Annotated in this window: 17 protein-coding genes; 7 read left to right on the forward strand and 10 right to left on the reverse strand. The window is 68.3% G+C overall.

Annotated features, from left to right (window positions below; all coding sequences use genetic code 11):
• Positions 1-186 precede the first annotated feature (186 nt).
• The 4 genes from VPH46_RS01245 to VPH46_RS01260 are packed head-to-tail and all read left to right on the forward strand — an operon-like array spanning position 187 to position 3,891.
• Positions 187-945, forward strand: coding sequence for an N-formylglutamate amidohydrolase (locus tag VPH46_RS01245; protein ID WP_416608182.1), 759 nt, complete (start codon positions 187-189; stop codon positions 943-945).
• Complete coding sequence (locus VPH46_RS01250; protein WP_416608184.1) at positions 942-1,310, forward strand: hypothetical protein; 369 nt, start codon at positions 942-944, stop codon at positions 1,308-1,310. Before VPH46_RS01245 ends, VPH46_RS01250 begins: the two co-directional genes overlap by 4 nt.
• Entirely contained in the window at positions 1,307-2,704 is a 1,398-nt protein-coding gene (locus tag VPH46_RS01255) for an NAD(P)H-hydrate dehydratase (RefSeq protein WP_416608186.1), read from the forward strand. Before VPH46_RS01250 ends, VPH46_RS01255 begins: the two co-directional genes overlap by 4 nt.
• Positions 2,695-3,891, forward strand: a complete 1,197-nt coding sequence (locus tag VPH46_RS01260) for a class I SAM-dependent RNA methyltransferase (protein WP_416608188.1) — start codon at positions 2,695-2,697, stop codon at positions 3,889-3,891. The genes VPH46_RS01255 and VPH46_RS01260 overlap by 10 nt, the downstream gene beginning before the upstream one ends.
• On the opposite strand, the gene truA is transcribed toward VPH46_RS01260, so the two are convergent.
• The gene (truA, locus tag VPH46_RS01265; protein ID WP_416608190.1) at positions 3,881-4,630 is read right to left on the reverse strand and encodes a tRNA pseudouridine(38-40) synthase TruA; all 750 of its coding nucleotides are present in this window, start codon (positions 4,628-4,630) and stop codon (positions 3,881-3,883) included. The two genes, VPH46_RS01260 and truA, sit on opposite strands and share 11 nt — an antisense overlap.
• Positions 4,627-5,529 (reverse strand): methionyl-tRNA formyltransferase, encoded by a 903-nt coding sequence (gene fmt, locus VPH46_RS01270; RefSeq protein ID WP_416608192.1) that lies wholly within the window; start codon positions 5,527-5,529, stop codon positions 4,627-4,629. Before fmt ends, truA begins: the two co-directional genes overlap by 4 nt.
• Positions 5,530-5,583: 54 nt before the next feature.
• On the opposite strand from fmt, the gene recR reads away from it, so the two are divergent.
• Together recR and def are read left to right on the forward strand one after the other, a co-directional pair.
• On the forward strand, positions 5,584-6,180 hold the full coding sequence (recR, locus tag VPH46_RS01275) for a recombination mediator RecR (protein ID WP_416608194.1): 597 nt from the start codon (positions 5,584-5,586) through the stop codon (positions 6,178-6,180).
• Positions 6,181-6,224: 44 nt separating this feature from the next.
• Positions 6,225-6,749 (forward strand): peptide deformylase, encoded by a 525-nt coding sequence (def, locus tag VPH46_RS01280; protein WP_416608196.1) that lies wholly within the window; start codon positions 6,225-6,227, stop codon positions 6,747-6,749.
• 37 nt (positions 6,750-6,786) lie between these two features.
• Here def and VPH46_RS01285 read toward each other — a convergent pair whose 3' ends face one another.
• Entirely contained in the window at positions 6,787-8,451 is a 1,665-nt protein-coding gene (locus VPH46_RS01285; protein ID WP_416608198.1) for a formate--tetrahydrofolate ligase, read from the reverse strand.
• Positions 8,452-8,600: 149 nt separating this feature from the next.
• On the opposite strand from VPH46_RS01285, the gene rmuC reads away from it, so the two are divergent.
• Positions 8,601-9,995 carry a DNA recombination protein RmuC gene (rmuC, locus tag VPH46_RS01290; protein WP_416608200.1) on the forward strand — a complete coding sequence of 465 codons (1,395 nt, stop codon included), beginning with the start codon at positions 8,601-8,603 and terminating at the stop codon, positions 9,993-9,995.
• Between the two features lie 49 nt (positions 9,996-10,044).
• On the opposite strand, the gene VPH46_RS01295 is transcribed toward rmuC, so the two are convergent.
• From VPH46_RS01295 to VPH46_RS01325, 7 genes are read right to left on the reverse strand one after another with little or no spacing between them, the layout of a single operon-like run.
• Positions 10,045-10,857, reverse strand: coding sequence for a TrmH family RNA methyltransferase (locus tag VPH46_RS01295; protein WP_416608202.1), 813 nt, complete (start codon positions 10,855-10,857; stop codon positions 10,045-10,047).
• Positions 10,858-10,874: 17 nt separating this feature from the next.
• The gene (locus VPH46_RS01300; RefSeq protein WP_125959610.1) at positions 10,875-11,147 is read right to left on the reverse strand and encodes an HPr family phosphocarrier protein; all 273 of its coding nucleotides are present in this window, start codon (positions 11,145-11,147) and stop codon (positions 10,875-10,877) included.
• Positions 11,144-11,551: a PTS sugar transporter subunit IIA gene (locus tag VPH46_RS01305; RefSeq protein ID WP_125959611.1), complete on the reverse strand. Its 408-nt coding sequence runs from the start codon at positions 11,549-11,551 to the stop codon at positions 11,144-11,146. Before VPH46_RS01305 ends, VPH46_RS01300 begins: the two co-directional genes overlap by 4 nt.
• A 22-nt stretch (positions 11,552-11,573) precedes the next feature.
• On the reverse strand, positions 11,574-12,497 hold the full coding sequence (rapZ, locus tag VPH46_RS01310) for an RNase adapter RapZ (protein WP_125959612.1): 924 nt from the start codon (positions 12,495-12,497) through the stop codon (positions 11,574-11,576).
• Positions 12,494-12,922: an HPr kinase/phosphorylase gene (locus VPH46_RS01315; RefSeq protein WP_416608205.1), complete on the reverse strand. Its 429-nt coding sequence runs from the start codon at positions 12,920-12,922 to the stop codon at positions 12,494-12,496. Before VPH46_RS01315 ends, rapZ begins: the two co-directional genes overlap by 4 nt.
• Positions 12,922-14,493, reverse strand: coding sequence for a stimulus-sensing domain-containing protein (locus VPH46_RS01320; RefSeq protein WP_416608207.1), 1,572 nt, complete (start codon positions 14,491-14,493; stop codon positions 12,922-12,924). Before VPH46_RS01320 ends, VPH46_RS01315 begins: the two co-directional genes overlap by 1 nt.
• Positions 14,462-15,169 (reverse strand): response regulator, encoded by a 708-nt coding sequence (locus VPH46_RS01325; RefSeq protein WP_416608209.1) that lies wholly within the window; start codon positions 15,167-15,169, stop codon positions 14,462-14,464. The genes VPH46_RS01320 and VPH46_RS01325 overlap by 32 nt, the downstream gene beginning before the upstream one ends.
• Between the last annotated feature and the right edge of the window lie 63 nt (positions 15,170-15,232).

Below are 15,232 nucleotides of genomic sequence, written 5' to 3' on the forward strand. Positions count from 1 at the left end.
GCGGCGGGACGGCGTGTCGCGGCAGAATTGGCTTTTGCAGGATTGCAGCCGCGTCTGCGCTCGGGCCTAAACGGACGGCGGATCAGACGCCGTCAGCGGACGTCCGTGGATGGCCCCTGCCTCGTGCAGGCGCCATCCTCCCGTCCGGGGGGTGACAGCCGGCCGTTCCTGGGGCAGGTCGCTGCCATGTCCGACCGCAGCCCTGCCGTATCCTCTTCCTACCCGAACGATCTCCCGTCCGCCGAGCGGATCGACGGCACCGCAGGCGGCGTGCTGCTGCTGTGCGATCATGCGTCCAACCACGTCCCGGCGGACATCAGCCTTGGCGTGCTGCCTGCCTTGCTGGATCTGCACATCGGCTATGACATCGGCGCGGCCGCGCTGACCCGGAGCCTCGCGTCAAGCCTGGGTGCGCCGGCCGTCCTCGGCACCGTTTCCCGGCTGGTGATCGACCTCCATCGGGAGCCGGATCATAGCGGTCTCATCCCGGCTCTGAGCGATGGCCATGCGATCCCGGGCAACCACGGCGCCGATCGGTCTGCACGGGTTGAGCGGTACCACATCCCCTATCACGCAGCGATCGAACAGGCGGTGCAGGACTATCGGCCCGAACTGGTCGTGGCGATCCACAGCTTCACGCCGCGGCTCGCAAGCGATGACAGCGAACGGCCTTGGCAGGTTGGGATCCTCTACAATCAGGACAGTCGGGCCGCGCACCCTGCGATCCGGGTGCTTCGGGAGCGGGGCTTGGTCACGGGAGACAATGAGCCCTATTCCGGGCGCGAGCTCAACGCGACGCTCAACCGACATGCGGAGGCGCATGGCATCCCCAGCATGTCCGTCGAGGTTCGCAACGACCTGATCCAAGGCGAACACGGCGTCGGGGAGTGGTCGACGATCCTCGCAGATGTCATCGCCCAGGTGCGTGCGGAGCTCGTGCGATGACGGCGGCGTTCTGGCGCTGGGGCGGCCTCGGGCTTCTGTCGCTGATGCTCGTCGCGTGCGGCGATGCCGGGCCGCCTGAGCCTCCCCGCGGCTTGCGCATCGTTTGCGCAGCGGAGGGTACGCAGTTGGCGCAGAACTGCTTGGTCGAACAAAGTGAGGGCCAGCAAGGCCTGGTGTTGACCGTGCGGCGTGCCGATGGCGGTTTCCGGCGTCTTCTCGTCGCCAGGGACGGGAGCGGCGTCACGGCGGCGGACGGCGCGGAGCCGGCGGTCGTGCACCTGCGGTCACCCAGCGAGATCGAGGTGCAGATCGGCGGCGATCGGTACCGTTTGCCTGCACGTGTAGATGGAGCGGCTGGGGCATGAGGATCCTTCCTTCAGGCGCCCCCATCCTGCGTGCAGACGAAATGCGGGTGGCCGAGCAGCGCTGCTTCGACGGCGGCGTCTCTCAATCCGAACTGATGGAGCGCGCCTCGCTTGCCGTTGCGCGGGAAGTCGCCCGGCTGGGCGCGGGGCAGCCGGTGCTGGTGCTTGCGGGATCGGGGAACAACGGCGGCGATGCCTATGGCGTCGCGAGGCTGCTGCGCGACTGGGGCCATGACGTGGCAGTCGCGGCGATCGGCCGGCCCAAGAGCGGCGCGGCCGCAGCCAACGCCGCTGCGTGGCAGGGTCAGGTGGAGATCCTGGAGCAGGTGAGCCCAAGGCCGGTCCTGGTCGACGGCCTGTTCGGTACCGGCATGTCGCGCGCGCTAGACGCTCCCGTAGCCGCCCAGCTGGCGCGGCTCGTTGCCGCGGCCTCTGTCTCGGTGGCGATCGATATCCCCTCGGGCATCGAGACCGACACCGGCCGCGATCTGGGCGCCCCGGACGGGATGACGGCCACGGTGGCGCTCGGCGCGCTCAAGCCGGCACATCTGCTCGACGCCGGCCTCTCCAAATGCGGCCACGTCCTGCTTGCCGACATCGGCGTGGAGCCAGGCGCCGACTGGAGCAGCATCGCACGTCCGACCATGCAGGCTCCGAAAGCACAGGCGCATAAATATGATCGCGGGCTGGTGGTCGTGGTCGCCGGCAGCATGGCCGGAGCCTCCCGTCTCGCGGCTCGCGCGGCGCTCCACGGTGGCGCCGGCTATGTGATCCTCGCGGCGCCGGAGCTTGCCACCAGCGGCCCCGACTCGATCGTCCACCGCACGATCGACGGCAGGGATGCGCTCGCCGACCTGCTTGCGGATCCGCGCATCGGCGCGGTGGTGATCGGGCCTGGCCTCGGCCGGGACGAAGCGGCCACGGACCTCCTCGAGGCGGCGATTGGCTGCGAGCGGGATCTGGTGATCGACGGCGACGCGCTCAGCCTGCTGGGCGAGACGGCTGCCGAACGTCTGCGCACCCGCAGGGCCGCGACGCTGCTTACCCCCCACACGGGCGAGTTCGCGCGCATGTTCGATGCCGCCGACAGCAAGATCGAGGCGACACTCGCTGCCGCCAGGAACAGCGGCGCTACAATGATCCACAAGGGCGCGGACACAGTAATCGCGTGGGCCGGCGGCAAGGCCGTGGTCGCGTCCGCGGCATCTTCGTGGCTGTCGACCGCCGGTACCGGCGACGTCCTGGCGGGGCTCGTCGCCGCGCGTCACGCCGCCGGCGGCAGCGCCGACGAGGCCGTGTGGCTGCACAGCCGCGCGGCGCGACTTGCCGGCCCCGCGTTCGCAGCCGACGACCTGATCGCCCGGATCCCAGTCGCAATGGGAGAATGCCTGTGAGCGGCGATCTGATCGTGCGCGTGGCGGCCCGCGGCGAGGGCATCTCCGCCGATGGCCGTCACGTAGCCTTTGCGGCCCCCGGCGACCGGCTGCTCCCCGACAACAGCGTGGTGCCCGGTCCCCATCATCAGGTGCCGCCCTGCCGGCATTTTCCGGCGTGCGGCGGCTGCCAACTCCAGCATCTCGACGAAGAAAGCTACGCCCTGTTCGTGCGCGATCGCGTGCTAGGCGCGCTTGCGACTCAGAACCTGGCGACGGAAGTCCTTCCCGCGCTTGTCTCGCCGCCGCGCACCCGGCGTCGCGCAACGCTGCATGCCGAGCGTCGCGGACGCCAGGTGTTGCTTGGCTTCACGGAAACCGGCAGCCACCGCATCGTCGACATGATGGAATGCCACGTGCTGCTTCCGCAGCTGTTCGCCCTGGTCGCGCCGCTGCGGACACTGCTGGCGGCCATGCTGGGAGAGCGCCGGGCGGACGTGCATCTGGCGCAGACCGATCGCGGCGTCGACGTGCTGATCACCGGCTCCCTCGGCGACAAGCTCGCCGAAGTGGAGGCGTTGACCGGCTTTGCGGAGCGGCACGGCCTCGCCCGCCTGTCGGTGGATGATGGCTATGGTCCGGAGACCCGGTGGGAGCCGGAGCCCGCGACGATCAGCTTCGCAGGCGTGTCGGTCGCGCTGCAGCCGGGGGCCTTCCTGCAGGCTACGCGGGAGGGCGAGGCGGCCTTGGTCGCGGGCGTGAAGGATGCGGTCGGGAGCGCTCCGATCGTTGCAGACCTGTTCGCCGGACTGGGCACCTTCTCCCTCGCCTTGGCAGAGCGCGCCAAGGTGTATGCGGGCGAAGCCGCCCGTGAGCCGATCCTGGCGCTAAAAGCCGCCGCCTCGCGCGCAGGCCGCCCCGTATTTGCCGAGCATCGGGACCTCTACCGCCGCCCGCTGGCGCCTGCCGAACTCGATCGGTTCTCGGCAGTCGTGATAGATCCGCCGCGTGCCGGTGCTCGCGAGCAGGCAGCAGCGATCGCTGCCAGCAAGGTGCCGGTCGTGGCGTATGTTTCGTGCAATCCCAGCAGCTTCGCACGCGACGTGAAGATGATGTGCGAGAGCGGCTACCGGCTTGATTGGGTGCAGCCGGTTGGCCAGTTCCGCTGGTCCACCCATGTCGAGCTGGTGGCGCGGCTCAGCCGTTAGTCGGGTACACGGCGCCGGTGAAATAGAGTCCGTCCGGTGGCGCATTGAGGCCCAACCGCGAGCGGTCGCGCGCGGCGAGCACCTCGCGCACCAGCTCCGGGCGCCAGCGTCCTTGCCCCACCAAGGCGAGGCATCCGACCATTGAGCGGACCTGGTGGTGCAGGAACGAACGGGCGGCGGCGTGGATGAGCACGCGGCCGCCACGCCGTTCGACGTCCAGTTGATCGAGGGTGCGCAGCGGGCTCTCGGCCTGGCAGTGTGCGGAGCGGAAGGTCGTGAAGTCGTGCCGACCGACGAGATACTGCGCCGCGGTCTGCATCGCATCGACATCGAGCGGTTGCGGCACTTGCCAGGCGAGACCCGCTTCCCAGGTGAGCGGCGCCCGCCGGTTGACGATCCGGTATTCATAGGAGCGACCGACGCACGAGAAGCGGGCGTGCCAGTCTTCCTCCACCGCCTCGCAGGCGAGAATGGCGACGGGATCCGGCCGCAGATGCGCGTTCAGCGCTTCCATGAGGCGGAAGGGCAGGATGGTCTTTTCGATTTCGACGTGCGCCCGCATGGCGAGCGCATGGACGCCTGCGTCCGTGCGACCGGCAGCGTGCACCGCGACCTGCTCACCGGTGACCCGCCAGGCCGCTTCCTCGATCGCCTGCTGTACGCTCGGCCCGTGCGATTGCCGTTGCCAGCCCATGAAGGGGCGGCCGTCATATTCGACCGTCAGCGCGAACCGGCTCACGACAGCAGCGTGCCCGCTGGGATGGGGAAGCCGCGCAGGAGGTCTGCCGCAGGCATGGCGCCCCGGCCGGCGCGCTGAAGCAGGGTGGGCCGGATCGCCCCCGTGTTGCACGCGATCGTAAGCCGCTCGTCCAGCACGGTGCCCGGGGCGCCGGTCCCGTCCGAGACTTCCGCCGCCAGGACCCGGAAGCGCTCGCCATCAAGTTCGAAGAATGCCGTCGGATGAAACGCCCGGACCTGCCGCTCCACCGCGCCCGCTCCCGCATCGAAGCGCAGCCGCGCCTCGGACTTGTCGAGCTTGGCGGCATAGGTGACGCCGGTTTCCGGTTGGGGAACAGGCGGATGGGCGTCGATGTTGTTAAGGACTTCAACCATCGCCGCGGCCCCCAATTGGGCAAGTCGATCCGTCAATTCGGCGGCCGTGTCCCTGCGGATAGGCGTGCGTAGCTCGTGCCGCACCGGGCCGGTGTCCAGGCCAGCCTCCATCTGCATGATGCCGACCCCCGTCTCGGTGTCGCCGGCCAGGATCGCCCGCTGCACGGGCGCGGCGCCCCGCCACCGCGGCAGCAGCGAGGCGTGAACGTTGAGACAGCCGAGCCGCGGCGCATCCAGAACCGCCTGCGGCAGGATGAGCCCATAGGCCGCGACGACCGCCACATCCGCGCCCAGCGCTGCGAAGTCCGCTTGCGCTTCGGCAGTGCGCAACGTCGTCGGGTGCCGGACCGGGATCCCGAGCGCTTCGGCGCGGGCATGCACCGGCGTCGGGGTCGGCGCCTTGCCGCGGCGGCCGCCTGCACGCGGCGGCTGCGTGTAGACGGTGACGATCTCGTGCCCGGCAGCCACCAGTGCGTCCAGGATCGTGACCGCAAAGCCGGGCGTGCCCATGAAGATGATGCGCATCCGCGCTCTCGACACGCTAGCGGCCCGGCACGCAACCCCCTATCTGTCGTAGCGATGGCTTCCCCAGAGATCGAGGCGCTGACGCAGGCGCTGTCCCGCTTGCCGGGCCTTGGCCCACGCTCCGCGCGTCGGGCCGTATTGCACCTCATCAAGAAGCGCGAAACGGCGCTGGTTCCGCTGCTCGGCGCCTTGGAGCGGGTGAGCGAGCGGCTGTCCACCTGCTCGGTCTGCGGCAATGTCGATACCAGCGACCCTTGCGCCGTCTGTGCCGATCCGCGGCGGGACGCGCGTGCGCTGTGCGTCGTGGAGGAAGTGGCGGATCTGTGGGCTTTGGAGCGCTCCCGCCTGTTCCCGGGCCGCTTCCACGTTCTGGGTGGGCGGCTGTCCGCGCTCGAGGGCGTTCGCCCGGAAGACCTTGCGATCGAACGGCTCGTCGCGCGCGTGGCCGATGGCGGCGTCGACGAGGTGGTGCTCGCGATGAACGCGACGCTGGAGGGACAGACGACTGCGCACTATCTGGCAGAGCGGATCGAGGCCTATCCGGTGCGGATCACGCAGCTGGCGCATGGCTTGCCGGTGGGCGGCGAGCTCGATTATCTGGACGAGGGTACCTTGGCACAGGCGCTGCGAGCGCGACGACCCGTGGTGTGAGTGCATCGCTTGACGTGCCGGGGGGGCTTACCTAGCTAGCGCCCATGGCCATCCTGCCCATCATCGAGATTCCCGATCCGCGCCTGCGGCTGATTTCCACCCCCGTGGATACGGTCGACGACGAGGTTCGCACGCTCATCGCCGACATGTTCGACACGATGTACGATGCGCCCGGCATCGGCCTTGCGGCGATTCAGGTTGCGGTTCCCAAGCGGGTATTGGTGATCGATCTGCAGGAGCAGGAGGATGAAGAGGGCAAGCCGGTTAAGGAGCCGCGCGCCTTCGTCAATCCCGAGATCCTCGAAACCTCCGACGAATGCTCCCTGTACAAGGAAGGCTGCCTGTCGATCCCGGACCAGTTTGCGGATGTCGAGCGGCCGGCGCGCTGCCGCGTGCGCTGGCTGGACGAGCAGGGGGTGGAGCATGATGAATGGCTCGAGGGGCTGCTCGCGACCTGTCTCCAGCACGAAATGGATCATCTGAACGGCGTGCTGTTCATCGACCACCTCTCGCGGTTGAAGCGGGAGATGGTCATCAAGCGGCTGAACAAGGCGCGCAAGGCGGCTTGATCGCGACGGCGGGGCATCGTCCCGCCGCCCGGTCCCCTCACGAGAGTCCGTCGATCTGCCCGGCCGCGTTGACGCGGATGCCCTCTGCTGCGGGTACCCGCGGTAGGCCAGGCATGGTCATGATCTCCCCGCAGATCGCCACCACGAAGCCGGCACCTGCGGCGAGGCGCACTTCGCGCACGTGCACCACATGTCCCGATGGAGCGCCAAGCCGGGTCGGATCGGTCGAGAAGCTGTACTGAGTTTTCGCCATGCAGACCGGCAGGTCGCCGAAGCCGCCAGCCTCCCAGCGACGAAGCTGCGCGAGGACGCTCGCGTCTGCCACCGCCTCCTCGGCACGGTAGATCCGCTTCGCGACCGTGTTGATCTTGTCGAACAGGCTCAGGCGATCGTCATAGAGCGGCATGAACCGCGCCGAGCCTGAATCGGCCAGCGCCGCGACCGCCTCCGCCAGTTCGCCAACGCCCGCTCCGCCATCGGAAAAGTGGGTGCAGACCACCGCCTCGCAACCCTGTTCCGCGGCGATCGCGCGCACGGCCGCGATCTCCTCTTCCGTGTCCGAAGCAAAGCGGTTGATCGCCACCATCGCCGGTACGCCGAACTGGCGGACGTTCTCCAGGTGGCGCATCAGGTTCGCGCCACCCCGCTGCACGGCGGCAACGTCGGGCGTTGCGAGATCCGCCTTGGCGATCCCGCCGTTCATCTTGAGCGCCCGCACAGTGGCCACGATCACCGCCGCATCCGGTGCGAGTTCGGCCATCCGGCACTTGATGTCGAAGAACTTCTCCGCGCCCAGATCAGCCCCGAACCCCGCTTCCGTCACGACATAGTCGGCGAGGCCGAGCGCGGTGCGCGTGGCGATCACCGAGTTGCAGCCATGCGCGATGTTGGCGAAGGGGCCGCCATGGACAAAGGCGGGAGTGCCCTCCAGCGTCTGGACGAGGTTGGGCTTCACGGCCTGCGCGAGCAACGCCGCCATCGCGCCCGCGGCATTCAGGTCGCGCGCGGTGACGGCGCGGCGGTCGGCGGTGTAGCCGACGATGATGCGGCCCAGGCGGGCCTCCAGGTCGGCGAGGTCGCTCGCCAGGCACAGGATCGCCATCACCTCGGAAGCGACGGTGATGTCGAACCCGGATTCTCGCGGGTACCCGTTGGTGGCGCCACCAAGGGAGTGGACGATGTCGCGCAACGCGCGGTCGTTCATGTCGACGACCCGGCGCCAGGTGATGCGGCGCACGTCCAGCCCGAGCACGTTGCCCCAGTAGATGTGGTTGTCGATCATGGCGGCGAGCAGGTTGTGGGCACTGGTGATCGCATGGAAATCGCCGGTGAAATGGAGGTTGATGTCCTCCATCGGTACGACCTGCGCATAGCCGCCGCCGGCTGCCCCGCCCTTGGTGCCGAAGCAGGGACCAAGCGATGGCTCGCGCAGGCACAGCGCGGTGCGGCGGCCGCTTCGCGAAAGGGCGTCGGCAAGTCCGACCGAGGTCGTGGTCTTGCCTTCGCCGGCGGGCGTGGGATTGATCGCCGTGACTAGGATAAGCTTGCCGGCCGTATCCCGCTTCCGCAGCGCTTCGACTGCGATCTTCGCCTTGTGGTGGCCATAGGGCTCCACCGCCTGAGGCGGGATGTCGAGCTTCGCCGCTACTTCGGTGATCGGGAGCAGGGTTGCGGCGCGCGAGATTTCAATGTCGGTCGGCATCGGTGCGGCTTAGGCGAGCGGGGTGCCGGCGGGAAGGGTGGTTGGACAGGCTCTGGTGCGGAGCGCCCGGCACGTTGCCGATGTTCTGCTTGTGACCTCTTGGGCGGACGCGTAAGTTCCGGGTTCGTTCGCGTGAGGGGTTTAAGTTGATGGACGCTGTGGTTCTGCTGGTGATCGTGCTGGCGATGGTCGTGGGGCTCGCGCTTGGCTGGTTCCTCGGGCAGCGTGGCATCGCCGAGGCGCGGGGCGAGAGGGACCGGCGAGAGGCCGACTTCAAGGCGGCGATCGCGGATCTCGCGCTCGCAAGCGAACGCGCGAAAGAGGCGGGCACCCTGCGCCAGGAGGTCGAGGGGCTCCGTCGCGACCTCCAGACGGAGCGGGTCGAGCATGCCCGGTTGAAGGCCACCGCCGAAGCGTTCGACGAGCGCCTCCAGGAGTTCAAGGACGCGCGCGAGGCGATGTCGGCGCAGTTCCGTGAGACTGCCCAGGTGATGCTCGACGGGGCGCAGCGGACCTTCCTGGAGCGGGCCAGCGAGCGGTTCCAGCAGGCCGGCGAGACCAACGAGATGAAGCTGAAGGCGCTGCTCGCACCCGTCGAGCAGACGCTCCAGCGCTATGAGCAGAACGTCAGCAAGGTCGAGGGCGAGCGCAAGGAGGCCTACGGCAACCTTGCGGGGCTGATGGAGGCGATGCGCATCGGGCAGGAGTCGGTGAAGAGCGAGGCAGCGAAGCTCGTCAACGCGCTGCGCTCCGCGCCCAAGGCGCGCGGGCGCTGGGGCGAGCAGCAGCTCCGCAACGTCCTGGAGACCTGCGGGCTGGCCGAACACACCGACTTCGCGATGGAGGTGAGCGTCGAGAGCGAGGGCGGGCGGCTTCGTCCCGACGCCATCGTCCGCGTCCCTGGCGGCAAGAGCCTGGTGATCGATGCCAAGGTGTCGCTGAACGCCTATCAGGACGCACATGGCGCGCTGGACGAACGCGAACGCGCGACCCACATGCAGGCGCACGTGGTGTCGATGAAGACGCACATCACGCAGCTGGGGGCGAAGTCGTACCAGGCGCAGTTCGACGACACGCCCGACTATGTCATCATGTTCGTGCCGGGCGAGCACTTCCTCTCGGCGGCCCTGGAGCATGCGCCGGATCTATGGGACTTCGCCTTCGACCGTCGGGTGCTGATCGCCACCCCGACCAACCTGATCGCAATTGCCCGGACCGTGGCGGCAGTGTGGCGGCAGGAGAAGCTTGCTGGCGAAGCCCGCCAGATCGCGGAACTGGGCAAGGAGCTCCATACCCGCCTCTGCACCATGGGGGCCCATGTCGCGAAGCTCGGCAAGAACCTGGAGACCGCGACCAGCGCCTACAATGCCTTCGTCGGCAGCCTGGAGTCGCAGGTGCTGACCTCCGCTAAGCGCTTCGAGACGCTCAACATCGATACCGCGGGCAAGTCGCTCGATCCGCTCCCGGTCGTGGAGCAGACGACCCGGCCGCTGACCAAGCTGGCCGCGGTGTTGCCGGCAGCGGAACCCCAACCGGCCGAGTGACGTGTTTCCGACGTGCTGCCGGTGTCGCCGGCGGCAGGTCGGCAGGCGATCAGCGGGTCGGCGGCTGCTCCAGGCGATCCAGCACGGTGTAGGCCATCACGGCGGTTGCGACGGCCGCGTTGAGGCTGTCGGCCTTGCCCCGCATCGGGATCTTGACCAGCAGGTCGCATTCCGCCGCCATGAAGTCGGGCATTCCTTGGGCCTCGTTGCCCGTCAGCAGGAATGTCGGCGCCTGATAGGCCGGGGTGCGGTAGTCATGCTGCGTGTCGAGACTGAGCCCGACCAGTTGACCCGGACCCGAGCGCAACCAGTCGCGGAACTCGTCCCATCGCGCCCGCGCGAACGGCACGGTGAAGATCGCGCCCATGCTCGCCCGCACGGCTTCGACCGAGAAGGGATCGACGCAGTCGTCGAGCAGGATCACGCCGCCTGCGCCGGTGGCATCCGCCGTTCGCAGGATCGTACCCAGGTTGCCCGGATCCCGGAGCCGCTCGGCCACGAGCCACAGGGGGGCGGTGTTGCGATCCAGTCGATCGAGCGCAGTCGGCAATTCGTCATAGACGCCGAGCACCGCACCCGGGTTGTCCTTGCCCGAAAGCTTGGAAAGGATGTCGGCATTCGTTTCGATCGCCTCGCCGCCCGCAGCTTCACAGGCGGCGACCAATGGCCGAACCAGCGCATGGTCGGCACTCGCGCGCGTGTAGAACAGGTAGCGGGGCAGGTGGCCGGCCTCCCGCGCCTCCGTCAGGATGCGGAGCCCCTCGGCCAGGAAGAGCCCCTCGTCGCGGCGGTGCTTCTTGTCGCGAAGGGTACGGACCCGTTTCACCAGCGGGTTCGAAAAGGCGGTGATTTCTCTGGGCATGGCAGCAGGAGCGAGGATCAATCCTCGCCGAAACGATCCTCGACGAGGGCAACCATCTCGCCGACCACGCGATCGGCTTCCGGTCCAGTGGCACTGATCACGATCGTGTCGCCCATGGCCGCACCTAGCATCATCAGGCCCATGATCGAGGTGGCGGTAACCTGCGAGCCGTCCTTTTCCACCGTGAGCGGGATCGGCTGGCTCGAGGCCAGGGTCACGAACTTCGCGCTGGCACGGGCATGCAAGCCGCGCCGGTTGGCGATGCGGACTTCACGGCGGACCTCGCTCATGCAGCAGCTTCCCCAAGCACTTCCGAGGCGACGGAGATATACTTGCGCCCGGCGTCGCGCGCGGCCGCCACGGCCTCGACGACCTTCATCGTCTTGCGCGCACCGCCGAGGCGAATCAGCATCGGCAGGTTGATGCCGGCGATCACCTCGATCCGTCCCGTCTCCATCAGCGAAATGGCGAGGTTCGACGGGGTGCCACCGAACAGGTCGGTCAGCACGATGACGCCGTTGCCGTCGTTCACTTCCTCGATGCCGTGCGCGATGTCCGCGCGGCGTTCTTCCATGTCGTCTTCCGGGCCGATGCAGACGGTTGCGATCCGTTCCTGCCGGCCGACGACATGCTCCATCGCGACGACGAACTCTTCTGCGAGCCGCCCGTGCGTCACGAGTACCAAGCCGATCATTTCTCTCGAGCCCCCGAGCGATTCATGGAGCCTGCGGTGCATCCTCCAGCGAGTTCTGGGGAATTGTTCCCAGATCGCGGTGGGTCACCGTGGGCGAAAATCCTGCGTCGCGCAACCATGACGCCATCCGTTCTGCGACGTGGACCGAACGGTGTCGCCCCCCGGTACACCCGAACGCGACCGTAACATAGGCCTTTCCTTCGGCCCGGTAGCGCGGGAGGAGGGTGCCCAGCAACGTCTCGATCGCCTGCATCGCCGCTGGATAGGCCGGATCCTCCGCCACATAGGCGGCAACGTCGGCGTCCTGTCCCGTTCCGGGGCGCAACTCCGGCACCCAATGGGGATTTTGCAGGAAGCGCATGTCCAAGACGATATCGGCGTTGCGTGGCAGTCCCCGTGCGAACCCGAACGAAAGCACCGACAGCGTCGGCTCGCCGTGGCCCGGGATCGAATAGGTGACGCGGACCTGCTGCGCCAGGTCGGCCGCGGACATGTCGGTGGTGTCGACGAGCTGGCTCGCCCAGCGGCGCAGTGGCGCCAGGAGCTCCCGCTCCCGCGCGATGCCGTCGCTCGCTGGGCGATCGAGCGCGAGCGGGTGCCGCCGCCGAGTCTCCGCGTAACGCCGCTCCAGTTCGGTGCTGGCACAGTCGAGGAACAGCGTGCCGATGTCGCGGCCGCCTTCCTCGTTCAGGAGCTTGATGCGGCGGACGATGCTCTCCGCGTCGAAGCCGCGGGTGCGCGAACCGATGCCGATGGCCAGCGGCTGACCACCTTCGCGGTGGGTGACCGGCTGCTCGGTCGCAAGAAGGCGATCGAGCAGCAGCAGCGGCAGGTTGTCGACCACTTCCCAGCCGAGATCCTCAAGCGTCTTGAGCACGGTCGACTTGCCCGCGCCGGACAGGCCGGTGACGAGAAGAATGCGCTGGGGCTCGTTCCGCGCGCTCATGCAGCGCCCGCGAGCATGCGAAGGGCGAGTTCCACTTTGATCGGTGCAGAGGGCTCGAGGGCAGGAAGCTCTACGAGCGGGATTTTGATACCGGCGATGCAGCGCTGCTCCGGGCGTTCCGGCAGCCGCTCTGGAGTGGGCTCGATGCGGACCATCATGGCGACGGGTACCTCGTTCCGGAAGGGCAAAGAGACAATGCCGATCCCGCGCACTTCGATCCGCCCCGCAATTCGTTCCGGTGCGCGACCCACCAGGCGGGATTCCTGCACCTCAAGCACCGTATAGTCGTCGCTGACCAGCTCGGCGCCGCGATCCACCAGCCGGAGCGTCAGGTCGGACTTGCCAGCGCCCGACTCTCCTTCGATCAGCACGCCACGGCCGTCGATGGCGACACAGCAGGCGTGGAGTGTCTCGGCAGCCGTCATCACGCCGCCACCTGCGGCAGGCGGACAACGAAGCGGGCACCACTCAGGCGGTCTTCTCGGGATTCGACGGCGATCATGCCTCCATGCCCTTCGACAATGGTGCGCGCGATGGCAAGGCCCAGGCCCGAGTGGGTGCCGAAAGCCTCGCTGGCCGGACGGACCGAGTGAAAGCGGCGGAAGATCGCGTCCCGCGCTTCCTCGGGCACGCCGGGACCCTCGTCTTCCACGCGAACCACGATCGAGCTGTCCTCGGCGACCGCCGACACGGTGACGAGTCCATCGTCGGGCGAAAAGGAGACGGCGTTGTCCAGCAGGTTCTCGAACACCCGCTCCAGCCGCGAGCCTTCGCCGGAGACGAGCAAAGGCCCTTCGCTGAGCCGATCGAAGCGGACGCGCACGCCTCTGACCGGCTCGCGTTCGGCGCGCAGGCGAACCAGCGCCTCCAGCAGCGCCGCCACGTCGATCGGCTCGAACTTGGCGCGGCTCAACTGCGCGTCCAAGCGCGAAGCATCCGAGATGTCGCTGATCAGCCGGTCTAAGCGGTGCACATCGTCCCGCATGATCGCCATCAGCCGTTCCTGCAAGGCAGGGTCCTTGACGTGGTCGAGACTGTCCATCGCAGAGCGCAGCGAGGCGAGGGGGTTCTTGAGTTCGTGCGTCACATCCGCGGCGAAGGCTTCCGTCGCGTCGATCCGGGCGCGCAGGGCGCCGCTCATGTCGGAAATCGCGCGGGCCAGCATCCCGATCTCGTCCCGTCGGTAGGGTAGGCGGGGCACGACGACCTCGCGCGCCCGGCCCAGGCGGACGCGCACCGCCGCACGCGCGAGCAACCGGAGCGGCTGCACGATCGTCCGCGCGAGAAACAGCGACAGCAGTATGGAGACGAGCGCCACTACCAGCAGGACGACGCTCAACCGCAGGCGTTCGGCGCGAACGGTCTGGACGATGTCGCGGGCATCCACCGTCGAATGCAGCGTGGCACCGGCCGCGAGGGGGGCGGCTGCCGTGATCACCGGCGAGCGATCCGGTGCGCGCCAGACGGTTGCGACGCCTCTCCCCGTGGCGGCTGCGCTGACTACCTCCGGCCATTTCAGCCCGTCCGCCTTGCCCCGCTCGCGGTACAGCGGCGCACGGCGGGTGCCGGCCACGGTGTCGATCATCGCGTCGAGCAGCCGCGCGACATCTTGCTGCCACGGCTCCTTGTCGGGATCCCGCAGTCGGAAATTCTCCACGCCCGCCGCGCGACTGTCGAAGCGCTCGACGCCACCGGCGTCGTACACGCGCAGTCGCGCACCCTGGGCGCGGGCCATTCGCAGCAGGAGCCGGGTACGTGCTTCCGGGTCCACCGCGCGCAGCGCCTCGCCGGTGAGCGCAATCTCCCGCTCGGCCTGGCTCACCCGCTCATCGAGGATGCGCGCGCGAAAGCTGTCCAGATAGAAGAAGCCGCCGGCGACAAGCGCCAGGGCGAAGATGTTGACGAACAGGATGCGCGGCGTGAGCGAAACCCGCCCCGAGCGGCGGGGGCCCAGCGCCTGCTCCCTATTCCTCCGAGAAGCGGTAGCCGGCGCCATAGAGCGTCTCGATGGCGTCGAACTCGGAGTCTACCTGCCGGAACTTGCGCCGAATGCGCTTGATGTGGCTGTCGATCGTCCGGTCGTCGACATAGATATCGTCTTGGTAGGCCGCGTCCATCAGCTGGTTGCGCGTCTTCACGATACCGGGACGCTGTGCCAGCGTCTCGAGGATCAGGAACTCGGTGACCGTGAGCGTCACCGGGCCGCCGTTCCAGGTAACCCGGTGGCGCGCCGGATCCATCGACAGACGCCCGCGGACGAGAACCGGCTGCGGGGGCTCCTCGCCCGCGCCGAGAGCGAGCGCGGGCGCTTCGGCACGGCGGAGGATCGCGCGGATGCGGGCAATCAACAGCCGCTGGGAAAAGGGCTTGGCGATGTAATCGTCGGCTCCCATCGCCAGGCCGAGGGCCTCGTCGAGCTCGTCGTCCTTGGAGGTCAGGAAGATCACCGGGATCTGGCTCTTCTCGCGCAGGCGCCGCAGCAGCTCGAGCCCGTCCATCTTGGGCATCTTGATGTCCAGCACGGCAAGGTCCGGCGGGTTGTCGATCAACGCCTTCAGCGCCGCCTCGCCGTCCGAATAGACGCGCGTCGAGAATCCGTCCGCTTGAAGGGCGATCGAGACCGAGGTCAGGATGTTGCGATCGTCATCGACGAGCGCGATCGTCGCCGTCATCGCTGGTCCCCTGGTTTCGCTGCCATGCCCCGGCGGTATCCCAAAGAGGTGGGAGGCTCAACC

The organism is Sphingomonas sp. MJ1 (PH-R8) (assembly GCF_048058635.1).
Taxonomy (GTDB): Bacteria; Pseudomonadota; Alphaproteobacteria; order Sphingomonadales; family Sphingomonadaceae; genus Sphingomonas.

Coding starts and splice junctions, on each gene's coding strand:
- VPH46_RS01325 (WP_416608209.1), bottom strand. CDS start 15,169: ATGACGGCGACGATCGCGCTCGTCGATGACGATCGCAACATCCTGACC.
- VPH46_RS01315 (WP_416608205.1), bottom strand. CDS start 12,922: ATGACGGCTGCCGAGACACTCCACGCCTGCTGTGTCGCCATCGACGGC.
- def (WP_416608196.1), top strand. CDS start 6,225: ATGGCCATCCTGCCCATCATCGAGATTCCCGATCCGCGCCTGCGGCTG.
- VPH46_RS01320 (WP_416608207.1), bottom strand. CDS start 14,493: ATGGCGCCGGCTACCGCTTCTCGGAGGAATAGGGAGCAGGCGCTGGGC.
- VPH46_RS01255 (WP_416608186.1), top strand. CDS start 1,307: ATGAGGATCCTTCCTTCAGGCGCCCCCATCCTGCGTGCAGACGAAATG.
- rmuC (WP_416608200.1), top strand. CDS start 8,601: ATGGACGCTGTGGTTCTGCTGGTGATCGTGCTGGCGATGGTCGTGGGG.
- VPH46_RS01245 (WP_416608182.1), top strand. CDS start 187: ATGTCCGACCGCAGCCCTGCCGTATCCTCTTCCTACCCGAACGATCTC.
- fmt (WP_416608192.1), bottom strand. CDS start 5,529: ATGCGCATCATCTTCATGGGCACGCCCGGCTTTGCGGTCACGATCCTG.
- VPH46_RS01295 (WP_416608202.1), bottom strand. CDS start 10,857: ATGCCCAGAGAAATCACCGCCTTTTCGAACCCGCTGGTGAAACGGGTC.
- VPH46_RS01285 (WP_416608198.1), bottom strand. CDS start 8,451: ATGCCGACCGACATTGAAATCTCGCGCGCCGCAACCCTGCTCCCGATC.
- VPH46_RS01260 (WP_416608188.1), top strand. CDS start 2,695: ATGCCTGTGAGCGGCGATCTGATCGTGCGCGTGGCGGCCCGCGGCGAG.
- VPH46_RS01300 (WP_125959610.1), bottom strand. CDS start 11,147: ATGAGCGAGGTCCGCCGTGAAGTCCGCATCGCCAACCGGCGCGGCTTG.
- recR (WP_416608194.1), top strand. CDS start 5,584: ATGGCTTCCCCAGAGATCGAGGCGCTGACGCAGGCGCTGTCCCGCTTG.
- VPH46_RS01250 (WP_416608184.1), top strand. CDS start 942: ATGACGGCGGCGTTCTGGCGCTGGGGCGGCCTCGGGCTTCTGTCGCTG.
- VPH46_RS01305 (WP_125959611.1), bottom strand. CDS start 11,551: ATGATCGGCTTGGTACTCGTGACGCACGGGCGGCTCGCAGAAGAGTTC.
- rapZ (WP_125959612.1), bottom strand. CDS start 12,497: ATGAGCGCGCGGAACGAGCCCCAGCGCATTCTTCTCGTCACCGGCCTG.